The organism is Dechloromonas sp. HYN0024, assembly GCF_003441615.1.
Lineage (GTDB): Bacteria > Pseudomonadota > Gammaproteobacteria > Burkholderiales > Rhodocyclaceae > Azonexus.
Genome location: NZ_CP031842.1, coordinates 2,419,422 through 2,433,677, shown reverse-complemented (window position 1 = coordinate 2,433,677; position 14,256 = coordinate 2,419,422). Strand labels below are relative to the sequence as shown.

At 61.4% G+C, this 14,256-nt stretch carries 10 protein-coding genes; 6 read left to right on the top strand and 4 right to left on the bottom strand.

What is annotated here, in order from left to right; genetic code table 11:
- Window positions 1–218 precede the first annotated feature (218 nt).
- Window positions 219–1,652, top strand: coding sequence for an IS1182 family transposase (locus HYN24_RS11625; protein ID WP_117610233.1), 1,434 nt, complete (start codon window positions 219–221; stop codon window positions 1,650–1,652).
- A gap of 219 nt (window positions 1,653–1,871) precedes the next feature.
- Here the strand turns inward: HYN24_RS11625 and cphA (HYN24_RS11620) are convergent, their stop codons facing one another.
- From cphA (HYN24_RS11620) to HYN24_RS11605, 4 genes are all read right to left on the bottom strand, one after another.
- Window positions 1,872–4,445 carry a cyanophycin synthetase gene (cphA, locus tag HYN24_RS11620; protein WP_117609399.1) on the bottom strand — a complete coding sequence of 858 codons (2,574 nt, stop codon included), beginning with the start codon at window positions 4,443–4,445 and terminating at the stop codon, window positions 1,872–1,874.
- 15 nt (window positions 4,446–4,460) lie between these two features.
- Window positions 4,461–6,716 (bottom strand): cyanophycin synthetase, encoded by a 2,256-nt coding sequence (gene cphA, locus HYN24_RS11615; protein ID WP_117609398.1) that lies wholly within the window; start codon window positions 6,714–6,716, stop codon window positions 4,461–4,463.
- Window positions 6,717–6,838: 122 nt separating this feature from the next.
- On the bottom strand, window positions 6,839–7,309 hold the full coding sequence (locus HYN24_RS11610) for a DUF1854 domain-containing protein (protein ID WP_117609397.1): 471 nt from the start codon (window positions 7,307–7,309) through the stop codon (window positions 6,839–6,841).
- Between the two features lie 7 nt (window positions 7,310–7,316).
- Window positions 7,317–9,572: an ABC transporter ATP-binding protein gene (locus HYN24_RS11605; RefSeq protein WP_240327661.1), complete on the bottom strand. Its 2,256-nt coding sequence runs from the start codon at window positions 9,570–9,572 to the stop codon at window positions 7,317–7,319.
- A 165-nt stretch (window positions 9,573–9,737) separates the two neighbouring features.
- Between HYN24_RS11605 and nirJ the strand changes: the two genes are divergently transcribed.
- From nirJ to HYN24_RS11580, 5 genes are all read left to right on the top strand, one after another.
- Window positions 9,738–10,877, top strand: a complete 1,140-nt coding sequence (nirJ, locus tag HYN24_RS11600; protein WP_117609395.1) for a heme d1 biosynthesis radical SAM protein NirJ — start codon at window positions 9,738–9,740, stop codon at window positions 10,875–10,877.
- The gene (locus HYN24_RS11595; protein WP_117609394.1) at window positions 10,874–12,457 is read left to right on the top strand and encodes a nitrite reductase; all 1,584 of its coding nucleotides are present in this window, start codon (window positions 10,874–10,876) and stop codon (window positions 12,455–12,457) included. Before nirJ ends, HYN24_RS11595 begins: the two co-directional genes overlap by 4 nt.
- A gap of 119 nt (window positions 12,458–12,576) precedes the next feature.
- A complete protein-coding gene (locus tag HYN24_RS11590) occupies window positions 12,577–13,041 on the top strand; it encodes a YeeE/YedE family protein (RefSeq protein WP_117609393.1) in 465 nt (154 codons plus the stop codon).
- Window positions 13,042–13,043: 2 nt separating this feature from the next.
- Window positions 13,044–13,487, top strand: coding sequence for a DUF6691 family protein (locus tag HYN24_RS11585; RefSeq protein ID WP_205421384.1), 444 nt, complete (start codon window positions 13,044–13,046; stop codon window positions 13,485–13,487).
- Complete coding sequence (locus HYN24_RS11580) at window positions 13,488–14,189, top strand: L,D-transpeptidase (RefSeq protein ID WP_117609391.1); 702 nt, start codon at window positions 13,488–13,490, stop codon at window positions 14,187–14,189.
- Window positions 14,190–14,256 lie beyond the last annotated feature (67 nt).

Genomic DNA, 14,256 nt, shown 5'->3' with positions numbered 1-14,256 from the left:
TGATTTGTCGTTGTGGTCATGTGGGGACCACTCCGGATATGTAATGATAATACGGACGCCAATGACATTGGTGTTATTGGCACTGGCGATCCAGTAAGGAACGACCGCTATCCGGAGGAAAAATTGACCGACCGCTCATGGCCCAGAGTGTGTAAAAACGTGAACGAATTGTGCTTGGCTGGGTCAATGCAATAGGCATTGATATTAAGGTGGGCGAGATGAAGCGTTTCGTTCAAGGCGAAAGCAGGACTCAAAGCACATTGCTGCCAGAGTTACTCGACGACTACATAACTGAGTCGAATCCAGTCCGGGTTATTGATGTCTTCGTCGATGAACTGTCGCTAGGTAATCTCGGTTTTGATGGTGTTGATCCGGCAGAGACGGGTCGGCCAGCCTACCATCCAGCGGTGCTACTGAAACTCTATATCTACGGTTATCTCAACCGCATCCAGTCGAGTCGCCGGTTAGAGCGAGAGGCACAACGAAATGTTGAACTGATGTGGCTTATGGGGCGCCTCACGCCTGACCACAAGACGATTGCCAACTTCCGCAAGGACAATGGCAAGCCCATCCGCAATGTTTGCCGTCAATTCGTCGTTCTGTGTCAGCAATTGAATTTCTTCACTGAAGCCTTGGTCGCCATTGATGGCAGCAAATTTAAGGCGGTGAATAACCGGGACCGGAATTTCACCAGGGCGAAATTACAACGCCGAATGGAAGAGATCGAATCGAGCATCAATCGATATTTGACCGAGCTGGATACGGCAGATCGGCAGGCGCCGGAAATCGCCCAAGCCAAGACAGAGCGGCTCAGTGATAAGATTTCGGCACTGAAGGCGCAAATGCAAAAGCTCAAGGAGATCGAGGTCGAACTTGAGCAATCGCCAGACAAGCAGATTTCCCTGACCGATCCGGATGCTCGCTCCATGAAGACGCGCGGCACAGGCGTCGTGGGCTACAACGTCCAGACGGCGGTTGATGCAAAGCACCACCTGATCGTGGTTCACGAAGTCACCAACATTGGCACTGACCGAGATCAACTCTCGAATATGGCCAAGCAAGCACGTGAGGCCATGAGTGTCAGCGATCTAACGGTGATCGCTGATCGTGGGTACTTCAAAAGCGATGAAATCCTCGCCTGCCAGCAGGCTGGCATTACCGCAATCGTCCCCAAAACGGGAACCTCTGGAGCCAAGGCCGATGGCCGTTTCGATAAGGCCGACTTCATTTACGATCCGGCAGCCAATGAGTATCAGTGCCCGGCAGGACAGCGTTTGATCTGGCGCTTCTCACGCATCGAAGCTGGGTTGAAACTTCACCGCTACTGGAGTTCGCACTGCCCGCGCTGCACTATCAAGGAACAATGCACACCAAGTGATTACCGACGCGTTAGTCGCTGGGAGCATCAAACGGTGCTCGAAGAGATGCAGATTCGGCTAGACCAGGCTCCTGACAGCATGCGCATCCGCCGCCAGACGGTTGAACATCCCTTTGGTACTCTCAAGTTATGGATGGGTGGCGCTCATTTCCTGACTCGAACACTGGATCGAGTTAGTGCCGAAATGAGTTTGCAGGTGCTTGCCTACAATTTGAAGCGGGTGATGAAAATATTGGGAGTTGCGGCATTAATTGGAGCGATGCAGGCCCAATAGGGCCTTTTTGCTTTGCCCATTGCGCTTCCCAATCAATATTTCTGCCTTGCTACAGCCAAACTACTTGCGACAACTTTCCGTGGGGTAGATCTGCGCAGCGTTTTTACACGCTCTGGGCCGAATTGAGTCATCCATATCGAGTCGTCACATTTTTTTGAGCATTCCGAACGTCCAAAAAAAGGCCCGGTCAGTGCCGGGCCTTGTCGGGGGCGATGTGGGTCAGTTCGATTCGGCAATACGCTTGGCAATATGCGCCAGTGCTTCTTCCACCTGGTCGATCAGGATCAGGCAGAGATCGCCCGGTTGCAGGCGGGTGAGGGCGGTGTCGATGGCGATGAATTCGCCGGTGATGGCGTCGATCTGCTTGGTGCGGCGGGCGTTGGCGAGACCCTGGCGGAGCAGGCCGATGACTTCGCCATCTTCCCGGCCGCGCTGGCAGGCATCCTGGTAGAGGATGACGTCGTCGAAGGCATCGCCGAGGATTTCGGTCTGCTGGCGGATGTCGTCGTCGCGCCGGTCGCCGGCGCCGCTGATGACCACCGAGCGGCGCACCGCCGGCATGTTGTTGATGGCCCCGACCAGGGCCTGGATGGCGTCCGGATTGTGGCCGTAGTCAGCGATCAGGGTGGCGCCTTTGTAGTCGAAGACGTTGAAGCGGCCGGGGGCGGTCGCTGCATCGCTGACGAAATTGGCCAGGGCGCGTTCGATGATTTCCCAGTCATAGCCGAGGGCCCAGCCAGTGGCCAGGGCGGCCATGGCGTTTTCGACCTGGAAACCGATGCTGCCGTTGCGCGTGAGCGGTATGTTGGCGAGCGGGATGCGATGTTTCTTGCGACCTTCGCTGCAGATAACGGCATCGCGTTCGACATAGACAACCCGCTTGCCCTGAGCACGATGCGTGGCGAGGACGGGGTTCATGCGGTCGCGGGCAAAGAAGATGACTTCGCCGTGGCAGTGATGGGCCATTGCGGCAACCACCGGGTCGGCCGCATTGAGGACGGCGGTGCCGGTGGGGGCAACGTTTTCGACGATGACACGCTTGACGACGGCGAGTTCGTCGACCGTCGTGATGTAGTTGAGGCCGAGGTGGTCGCCGAGGCCGATATTGGTGATCACGGCGACGTCGCACATGTCGAAGCCGAGGCCTTCACGGAGGACGCCGCCACGGGCGGTCTCGAAGACGGCTGCGTCGACGTCCGGGTGCATCAGCACATTGCGCGCGCTGCGCGGGCCAGAGCAGTCGCCGGAATCGATGCGGCGGCCTTCGACATAAATGCCGTCGGTGCTGGTCATGCCGACGCGCAGGCCGTTCGATTCGAAAATGCGGCCGATCAGGCGGCTGGTTGTCGTCTTGCCATTGGTGCCGGCGATGGCGACGACCGGGATGCGCGCATTGTCACCATCCGGGAACATCATGCCGACAATCGCTTCGCCGACAGCGCGGCCCTTGCCGAAGGAGGGGTCAAGGTGCATGCGCAGGCCGGGTGCGGCATTGCATTCGACGATGCCGCCACCCTGATCTTCGAGCGGCTTGTGCATGGTGTCGCAGACGACGTCGATGCCGCAGATGTCGAGACCGACGGTCTGTGCTGCAGCAACGGCGGCGGCGGCGAGTTCGGGGTGCACGTCGTCAGTGACGTCGGTGGCGGTACCGCCGGTGGACAGGTTGGCGTTGTTGCGGAGGACGACGCGAACGCCCCGGCCGGGCACGGAGTCGGCGCTGTAGCCTTGTTCTTCAAGGCGGGCAAGGGCGATTTCGTCGAAGCGGATCTTGGTCAGCGAGGTGGCGTGGCCATCCGAGCGGCGGGGGTCGGAATTGACGATATTGACCAGCTCGCGCACGGTGTGGGTGCCGTCGCCGATGACCAGCGGCGGGTCGCGCCGGGCGGCGGCGATCAGCTTGTCGCCGATGACGAGCAGGCGCCAGTCGTGGCCGGAGAGGAATTTCTCGACCATGATGTCATCGCGGAATTCGATGGCGACGCGGTAGGCGCGGCGCACCTGTTCCTCAGTGGTCAGGTTGACCGAAATACCCTTGCCTTGGTTGCCATCCTGCGGCTTGACGACGACCGGCAGGCCGACTTCAAGGGCGGCGACCCAGGCATCGTCCTCGTCGTCGACCGGGCGGCCGTGCGGCACAGCGACGCCGGAAGCGTGCAGCAGCTTCTTGGTCAGCTCCTTGTCCTGCGCAATCGATTCAGCGATGGCGCTGGTGAAGCTGGTTTCTGCGGCCTGGATGCGCTTCTGCTTGCTGCCCCAGCCGAACTGGACGAGGCTGCCTTGCGTCAGGCGGCGGTAGGGAATGCCACGGCTCATGGCGGCCGAGACGATGGCGCCGGTCGACGGGCCGAGGCGGATGTCTTCGTCGAGGTCACGCAATTCCTTGAGCGTGCCATCAAGGTCGAAGGGGGTGTCGTTGAGGGCGGCAAGACACAATTGTTCGGCCCGCTCAAAGGCCAGACGGCCAACATCTTCTTCGGTGTATTCGACGACGACCTGATAGACACCCTGGTCCACCGTCTGCGCCGTACGGCTGAAGGTCACCGGGCAACCGGCCTGGGCTTGCAGGCCGAGCGCGGCGAATTCCAGGGCGTGGGCCATCGACACCGTGTCGAGGTGGTCGGAGGGGATCAGATCGCCCAGTTCGGGGAAGCGCTCGCGCAGGCGGGCTTCGAAATTGGGCAGGTCGGAGATGGCGACCTCGGCCCCTTCACAGGAGACGATGGCCTGAATGGCGGTGTGCCGGCTCCACAGGTTGGGGCCGCGCAGGGCGCGAATGCGGGAAACGTCCATGACGCTTGATCCTTGTTATTTGCGGGCGGAAGCCGGCTTCTTGGCGGGTTGCGACTTTTTGGCGAGCTGCGGTATCAGGGCGGCGGGATCGACCAGTTCGAGACCGAAGGTCTTGATCCCCGTGGTCAGGACTTCCTTGCTCAGGCCCAGAGCCCAGCCGGCGGCAACGCCGGCCAGCACGTTGGCAATGTTCTTGGCTTGCTTGGGCTTGCCGATATAGGGTGCATCGACGAGGCGGCTGAGGCGGATTTCGTCGGCCCCGGAACGCAGAACGATACGCTTGTCGGAGACAGTGACGCCACGCTTGCCGGCAGCCAGATGGGCGAGCAGGATGGGGTTGGCCGGATTGACGGCGAAGAAAATCACTTCGCCATCGCACAGGTCGGCAAAGTCGGCGACCAGTTCGTCTTCAGCATTGAGCACGGCATGACCGTCGGGCAGCACGACATCAATTTGGGTCCGGTAGGTCGAGCGGTGGGTCGTGTAGTACTCGCCGCCGGTCGGCTGGACATTCCAGCGCGACAGGTCTTCTTCGTCGGGCACGATGTTGGTGACGATGCCGACCGAGCAACGGTCGTAGGAGAGGCCTTCGCCAAGAATCACATCGGCACCGTTTTCGATGACGGCAGCCTTGATGGCGCGGTTGAGCAGGAGGCGACGACCGCCATCCCAATTGGCGGCACAGGGCTTCTGAACCTGCCGGCGATTGAGGTAGATGCCGTCCTTGCAAGCCAGCCCGGCGTGCTGGCCGGAGAGGTAGATCAGGTGGGCGACCATCTTGGCAACCGGGTTGCGGCCGTGGGTGCCGGTGACGCCGACCAGCGGCACACGGCCGTTCTGGTTTTCCTTGAACAGGTTGTCGACGATGGCTTGACCGACCGGACGCGGCTTGCCGATGCCCGGCTTGATGTGCATGAGCAGGCTGGGGCCGGCGTTGACTTCGACGATGGCGCCACGCTGGGCATCAAGCGGCTTCGAGATGTCCTCGCAGACGAGATCGACGCCGGCGATGTCGAGGCCGACGACGCGGGCGGCCAGGGCGACGACCTGGGCGGTGTCGGGGTGGACTTCGTCGGTGCAGTCGAAAGCGTGATTGGCATTGCGCTGGATGAGCACGACGCGGTCCTTGACCGGCACACTGTCGGCATTGAGGCCCTGACGTTCGAGTTCGATCTTGGCGGCGGTGTCGATGCGGATCAGCGAGAGCGGATGCAGTTCGGTCGAGCCGCGGCGGGGGTCGGTATTGACCTGGCTGGCGATCAGTTCCTGGACAGTCGATTTGCCGTCGCCGGTCACCGTGATGAGATCGCTGCGGTTGGCTGCGACGAGCTTGCCGCCGACCACCAGCAGGCGGTGTTCGATGCCCTGTATGGAACGTTCGACAAGCACGCCAGAGCCTTCCTCGACGGCAATGGCGTAGGCGCGTGCGACTTCTTCCTTGGTCGTCAGGTCAATGAAGACGCCGCGCCCGTGGTTGCCGTCAGTCGGCTTGACGCAGACCGGCAGGCCGATGTCTTCGGCGGCATCCCAGGCGTCGTCGGCGCTATCGACTTCGCGGCCTTCGGGGACCGGGACGCCGACCGAGGAAATCAGTTCCTTGGTCAGGTCCTTGTCGCGTGAAATGGTTTCGGCGATGGCGCTGGTCTGGTCGGTTTCGGCTGTCCAGATGCGGCGCATGGCGCCAGCATAGCCGAGCTGGACGAGGTTCCCGTCGTCGAGCAGGCGGATGGCCGGGATGTCGCGGTCGTCGGCGGCATTGACGATGGCGGCGGTTGATGGGCCGAGATATTTGCGGTCGACCTTGCGACGCAGCGTATCGACGATATCGGCGACATCAAAGGGCTGGTTTTCGACGGCGGCAAGGATCAGCGAAATACCCTGTTCGAGGGCGATTTTCGTGACGTCATCGTGCCAGTTGCGGATGGCCAGCTTGTATACGCCACGTTCGGTCGTCTCGCGGGTTCGGCCGAAACCACCGGGCAGGCCGGCCATGGTCATCAGTTCGAGGGCGACATGTTCGAGGACGTGGCCGATCCACGTGCCTTCATTGAGTCGGGCGATGAAGCCGCCGCGTTCGTCGCGGCTGCAGCGGTGCTCGATCAGCGAGGGCAGAAAGGTGGTCAGGCGCTCGGTGAAGCCGGGCAGCTTGTTGGAAGGATAGTCTTCGAACTCGCCGATATCGATCCAGGCTTCAAAAACCGGGCGGTAAGTCCAGATGTTCGGGCCGCGCAGGGCGATGATGTCCCGAATGATGATGTCTTTTTTCTTCATGCTTGTTTGGCCCAGCTCCGTCCACTGTCAGAAATTGTTATGGGGCATCTGACAATTATTAACGCTTTCGACCAGCGTTGGATTACCCGTGACAAAAAAATGTAACGTTTTGGTACGCGGCGTTACAGGAATCGGTCGAGCAGCTTGCGGCTATGCCGGTCCAGCGCACCGGTGTCGCGGACCAGGAACTGGATGCCGTTGCTGTCTGCAATCAGCAGGCGGGTCTGCGTCAGGCGGCGAATGTCGTCTTCGCCTTTGAGGATCAGCGAGGCCGGGCCACGATTGGTTTTGACCTGCCAGGTGCTCGGGCAGGCGAAGCTCGAGACATCGACGATGTTCTCGATTTCCGGTACGAACTCGCGACTGGCCAGTTCTTCGTCGACCAGGCGGCCAATATCGGCCGGCAGATCGGCCAGGCGCTCGACCCAGCCGACTTCATGCCCTTCGACATTGACCAGGGCGATGCCCTCGTCCGGCGCGCCGATTGGAAAGGCGCGCACGGGAACGACGCCCTCGTGGATGTCGCCATTGCCAGCGGTCAGGACCAGTTGGCCGAAGGCGTCGCGGCGTAGTTGAAAATTGGGGTTCGTCATCGTGGACTCAGACCGTATGGGTTTTTGGGGCGTCAGGGGCGCGCTGCAGGGTGTCTTCGGTATCGACATTGCGCGCCTGGGCCTGATAGAGCTTGTAATAGTGGCCTTCGGCTGCCATCAGTTCGTCGTGGTTGCCCAGTTCGACCAGACGGCCCCGATCCATGACGACGAGGCGGTCGGCCTTGCGCAGCGTGGACAGGCGGTGGGCGATGGCGATGGTGGTGCGGCCACGGACCAGATTGTCGAGCGCCTTCTGGATTTCCTTCTCGGTTTCGGTATCGACCGAGGAGGTCGCTTCGTCGAGGATCAGTATCTTCGGGTCGATCAGCAGGGCGCGGGCAATCGAGATGCGCTGGCGCTCGCCGCCGGAGAGGCCCTGGCCGCGTTCGCCGACCAGCGAGTCGTAGCCGTGCGGCAGGCGCAGGATGAACTCGTGGGCGTGGGCGGCGCGGGCGGCGGCGATGATTTCGGCCCGCGTTGCATCCGGTTTGCCATAGGCGATGTTGTCGGCGATGGTGCCGAAGAAGAGGAAGGGTTCCTGCAGGACCAGACCGATGTTCTGGCGGAATTCGGCAACCGGCACCGAGCGGACATCGACGCCGTCGATGAAGACCGCGCCTTCGGTGACGTCGTAGAAACGGCAGATCAGATTGACCAGCGTGCTCTTGCCGGAACCGGAATGGCCGACCAGACCGATCATTTCGCCGGGCTCGATGACCAGATCGACGTCGCGGGTGACGGCACGGGTGCCGTAGCGGAAGCTGGCCTTGCGCAGTTCGAGGCGGCCTTCTACCTTGCCGAGATGGACCGGGTTGGTCGGCTCGGGGACGCTCGATACGTGGTCGAGTACGTCGAAAATGCGCTTGGCGCCGGCGGCGGCCTTTTGCGTCACCGAGACGATGCGGCTCATCGAGTCGAGACGGGTGTAGAAGCGGCTGATATAGGCGAGGAAGGCGGTCAGGACGCCGACCGTGATGTCGCCCTTGGAAATCTGCCAGATACCGAAGGCCCAGACGACGAGCAGGCCGATTTCGGTGAGCAGCGTAACGGTGGGCGAGAACAGCGACCAGGTCTTGTTGAGCTTGTCGTTCATCGCCAGGTTGCGACCGTTCGATTCGCGGAAACGCTCGGCTTCGCGCTTTTCCTGGGCAAAGGCCTTGACGACGCGGATGCCGGGAATGGTGTCGGCCAGCACATTGGTCACTTCGGCCCAGACGCGGTCCACCTTCTCGAAGCCGGTGCGCAGCTTGTCGCGCACGTAGTGGATCATCCAGGCGATGAAGGGCAGCGGCAGCAGGGTGACGATGGCCAGCCAGTGGTTGATCGAGAAGAGGATGCTCGCCGTCATGATGATCATCAGGATGTCGGTGGCGAAATCGAGCAGGTGCAGCGAGAGGAAGACATTGATGCGGTCGGTTTCGGTGCCGATGCGGGCCATCAGGTCACCGGTGCGCTTGCCGCCGAAATATTCGAGCGACAGGCCGAGCAGGTGTTCGTAGGTGGTGGTGCGCAGGTCGCGGCCGATCCGTTCGGAGACCAGAGCCAGGATGTAAGTGCGCGCCCAGCCCAGCAGCCAGGCGACCATGGCCGCGCCAAACAGGCCGCCGAGGTACATGCTGACCAGGTTCCAGTCAATCGGTTTGCCGTTCTGGAAAGGGATCAGGACGTTGTCCATGAGCGGCATGGTCAGGTAGGGCGCAACCAGCGTCGCTGCCGTCGACATCAAGGTGAGCAGAAAGCCGCTCAGCAATTGCCATTTGTAAGGCCGGGCGAAGCGCCACAGGCGGAACAGCGTCCATGTCGACGGCGGTGTGGCGGTTTCATAGGTACAGATCGGGCACTCGTCCTGACCCGGCTCGAGCGGTGCCTTGCATTTGGGGCAGCAGTCATCCAGGGGACGTTCGACCGGCTGGCCGGTGGTCACGCTGTGCAGGTGCAGATCGAATTCGGTAATGACGCGCAGGGCGGCCAGATTGTTGCCCAGCGTATAGCGCCAGTTGGCCAGGCGGCCTTGCGCATCGACCAGTTCCAGCGTGCCGACGCCAGCGTGGTCGTGGTGGTTGAGTTTGAGCCCGGCACTCAGTGGCCATTCGCTCCAGCCGGCTTCACCCGGCGAGCGGGCGAGCAGTCGCCGATTGGTGATGAGGACAAGGCCGGATGCGAACTGCAGTCGGTTATCGAGGTCTATCTCGACCCAGGCCTGGGTCTTTTCGTCGGTGGCCAGCTTCGCCTCCAGCTCGGCGGCCCAGCGGCCTGGGAGCACCGGCTCATTGCTGGCGGGGGTTTGTGCATTTGGGGTCATCCGGCGAGTATACCGCAAGGGTAGCCTTGCTCACCTAACCGTCCGGTTTTCAAGGGCTTGACGCACGTCAAGGTATCGCCGGCCGAGCTGCCGTTGAATACGGCGAAGCCAAGGACAAGGAATTCCATGTTTCGCATCTCCCAGTACATGCAGGAAATCGCTGCGCCAACCGCCGTCGGCCCCAGACGCAATCCGCCCGGCCCGGTGGTGATCTGGAATCTGATCCGTCGCTGCAACCTGACCTGCAAGCATTGCTACTCGATTTCCGCCGATACCAACTTCCCCGGCGAGTTGAGTACCGAGCAGGTTTATACGGTGATGGACGATCTCCGGGGCTACAAGGTGCCAGTGCTCATTCTTTCCGGCGGCGAACCGCTGCTCCGGCCGGATATCTATGATATTGCCAAGCGCGCTAAGGCCAAGGGTTTCTATGTCGGGTTGTCGTCCAATGGCACGTTGATCGACGAGCGAAATATCGACAACATCGCCGAATGCGATTTCAACTATGTCGGGGTCTCGCTCGACGGCATCCGTGAAACGCACGACAGGTTCCGTCGCCAGGAGGGGGCTTTCGAGGCATCGCTTAAAGGCATCCGGCTGTGCCGCGACCTTGGCCTGAAAATCGGCGTCCGCTTCACCATGACGCAGGACAACGCCCATGACCTGCCCGGCCTGCTCAAGCTGGTCGAGGATGAAGGCATCGACCGATTCTACTTTTCGCATCTCAACTATGCCGGGCGTGGCAACAAAAACCGTAAGGATGATGCCCAGCACCAGTTGACGCGCTGGGCGATGGACCTGCTTTTCGAGACCTGTTGGACGTATCAGCAGCGTGGGCTGAACAAGGAGTTCACCACCGGCAACAACGACGCCGATGGCGTCTATTTCCTGCACTGGGTGCGCCGCCGGTTCCCGGAACAGGCGGCCCATGTCGAGGCTAGGCTGCGCCAGTGGGGTGGCAACGCCTCGGGGGTCAATGTGGCGAACATCGACAACCTCGGCAATGTGCATCCGGACACCATGTGGTGGCATCACAATCTGGGCAACGTCAAGGATCGGCCGTTTTCTGACATCTGGCCCGATACCTCCGATGCGCTGATGGCCGGCCTTAAACAGCACCCGCGGCCGGTCAAGGGGCGGTGTGGCGAATGTGCTTATCTGGGTATCTGCAACGGCAATACCCGCGTTCGGGCGCAGCAGATGACCGGCGACGCCTGGGCGGAAGACCCGGGCTGCTATCTTTCCGACGAGGAAATCGGGCGATGAACGGGCGGCCTTTCGGATATTTGGCTTTTGCCCTGCTGCTGTTGACCGCAGCACCCGCTGTATTGGCCGCCGATCCCCCGGCTGCCTACCGCGATCACTGCGCCGCCTGTCACGGCGAGGCGCGGCTGGGAGGACTCGGCCCCGCGCTGATCCCGGAAAACCTTGCCCGTCTGCGCAAGGCCGAGGCAGAGAAGGTGATTCGCGAAGGCCGACCGGCAACCCAGATGCTTGGTGTCGGCGACAAGCTTTCGGCCGACGAGATCAAGGCGCTGGTCGACTATGTGTATACGCCGATCAAGCCCATGCCGGTCTGGGGAGCGTCGGAAATCACCGCCTCGCGCCTTGTTCTCGAGGCCAAGCCTCTGCCCGACAAGCCGGTGTTCAAGGCCGATCCGCTCAACCTTTTCGTCGTCGTCGAATCCGGCGATCACCATGTTTCCATCCTCGATGGCGACAAACTGGAACCGATCCACCGCTTCCAAAGCCGCTTTGCCCTGCACGGCGGGCCGAAATTCACGCCGGACGGCCGCTACGTTTTCTTTGCCTCGCGGGATGGCTGGATCACCAAATTCGATCTGTGGAATCTGAAAGTCGTCGCCGAGGTGCGGGCTGGCATCAACACGCGCAACGCCGCCGTATCGGGCGACGGCAAGTGGGTGGCGGTGGCCAACTATCTGCCGCACAGTCTGGTCATTCTCGACGCTGATCTCAATCTGAAGAAAATCCTGCCGGTCACTGACAAGGACGGCAAGACCAGTTCGCGCGTTTCCGCCGTCTACGATGCCGCGCCGCGCCACAGCTTCGTCGTGGCGCTGAAGGACGTCAAGGAGGTCTGGGAGGTCTCGTACAACCCCAAGGCCGATGCCATTCCGGCCGGCATGATTCACGACTTCAAATATCAGGAAGGCGCCTTCATTCCCGGGTTCCTCAACCCGCAGCGTACCCAGCTTGACGACTACCTTGACGACTTCTACTTTACCCAGGGCTACGACGAAGTCATGGGGGCCTCGCGCAACGACGCCAGGGCTGCGGTCAGCGGTCAGGTGGTTAATCTTGATGCCCGCAGGAAAATCGCCGATCTCCAACTGCCCGGCATGCCGCATCTTGGCTCCGGCATCAGTTGGACCTGGAAGGATGAGGTCGGGCAGAGCAGAGCAGTGATGGCGACGCCCAATCTCAACGAAGGCGTGATCAGCATCATCGATATGCAGACCTGGCAGACAATCAAACAGATCAAGACGCGCGGCCCCGGCTTCTTCATGCGCAGCCACGAAAACAGCCGCTACGCGTGGACCGATTCGATGATGAGCAAGGATTTCAAGGACACCATGCAGATCATCGACAAGGAAAAACTGGAAATCGTCGCTGAACTCAAGCCTGCGCCGGGCAAGACCTTCGCCCATGTCGAATTCACCAGGGACGGCAAGTACGTGCTCGCCAGCCTGTGGGAAATGGATGGTGCGCTGATCATCTACGATGCGGTAACGCTCAGTGAAGTAAAGCGCCTGCCGATGAAGAAGCCAGTCGGCAAGTACAACGTCTGGAACAAGATCAGCAAGTCCGAGGGCACCAGTCACTGAGCCTGGGGTCTGACCGGCGGAAGGCCTGGGGCGAAGCCCGCCGGTCAGCGCCATGTCGCAGTATTTTCGTTAAATGTTCGAGGCAGTGCGAAAATCACACCTTTTGTGACGGCCTTCTGATGATGTTTTCTACCCTGTTTCCCAACGGAATCGGCCACTATGCCTTTGGCGGTGCCCTGATCGGCCTTGGTGTGGCTCTTCTTTATGCGACCACCGGACGGCCGGGCGGGGTTAGCACCTTTTTCAGCAGTTCATGGTCGTGGCTGCTCAGGACGCCATTTTTCCGCCAGGCGTCGCTGGTCGATAGCCGGCGCTGGCGGCTGATTTACGCGCTTGGTCTGCTGCTCGGCGGGGCGGTGTATGTGCTTGCGGGTTTGCCGGTCGAGGCCAGTCACATTCCAGCCTGGAAACTTTTGCTGGGCGGCCTGTTGATTGGTTTTGGCGCGCGCCTGGGTGGCGGCTGCACGTCAGGCCACGGCATTTGTGGCATGGCTTCGCTGTCACTGCCGTCCTTGGTTATGGTGCTTACCTTTCTTGGTACGGGGATCGTTACCGCGTCGCTGCTTAAATGGCTGGGGGTCTAGGCATGTCGCAACGTCTATCCGCTCTTGAGCCGCTGGCAACGCTGGCCAGCGGAATGCTTTTCGGCTTCGGGTTAGCTTGGTCGACGATGATCCGGCCCGAGTCGGTACTCGCCTTTCTCACCTTCGATGATCTCGGCCTGCTCTTCGTGCTGGGCAGTGCCGTTGGTATCAATCTGTTGGTGTATCAGCTTCTGCCGCGACTGTGCCGGCATACCCTGCTCGGCGCCGTCTTTCAGCAACGGCCGTTTGAAATGGATGGCAGTGCTTTACTGGGCGGCATTCTTTTCGGCATCGGCTGGGGAATCTGTGGCGTTTGTCCAGGCCCGGCACTGGCCGGGCTGGGGGCTGGCAACATCGATCTTCTGATGGCGCTGGCGGCCATATTCGTTGGCGCCTTGTTGCACGGTCTGTGGGTCGATGCAAGGAATCCGGCGCGGGATGACTAAATGCAGCCAGCTCCGTTAGGCGTCACCCGGCAACTGCTGGTGGTCGTTGCCCCATCCTGGGGGAGTCCCGCCGGGCAATTGCAGCGTTACGAGCGAGCTGGCAAGGAGGCCTCATGGCATGCCTGCAGCGCGATGGTGGCGGTCAGCCTTGGCCGGGCCGGACTGGCCTGGGGGCGGGGGCTCCATCCACTGGTCGGCTCGGGCGGGCCGGAAAAGCGCGAAGGTGATGGCTGCGCGCCAGCGGGCATTTTTGCGATCACCTCGCTGTTTGGCTATGCCCCGGCGGACAGTACTTTCGCCCGTTCCGCGAAGCTGCCTTACCAGTCCGCGACGCTCGACCTCAAGGCGATTGATGACCCGGCCTCGGTGCATTACAACCGGATCGTCGATGTCTCCGCCGTGGCCAGCCCCGACTGGGTGTCATGCGAAGACATGCTGCGCGATGACGGGCGTTATGCCGTCGGCGCGGTGGTCGGGCATAACGCCGAGCCACCAGCGGCGGGGGCGGGGTCGTGCATCTTCCTGCATGTCTGGGAGCGCGCCGGTGTGCCAACAGCCGGATGCACGGCGATGGCGCTGGCGGATATGACAGCGATTGCCGGCTGGCTGGATGCGTCGGCCATGCCCTTGCTGGTCCAGCTCCCCAAAGCCGAGTACGAGAGCCTGTGTGCGGTCTGGGACTTGCCGGCGTGCGCGGCATGATGCGGTCGCGGTGACAGTCGTTGGCTAGCCGGCTAGACTGGCTGCCTTTCAACCACGTTGCGTCTGC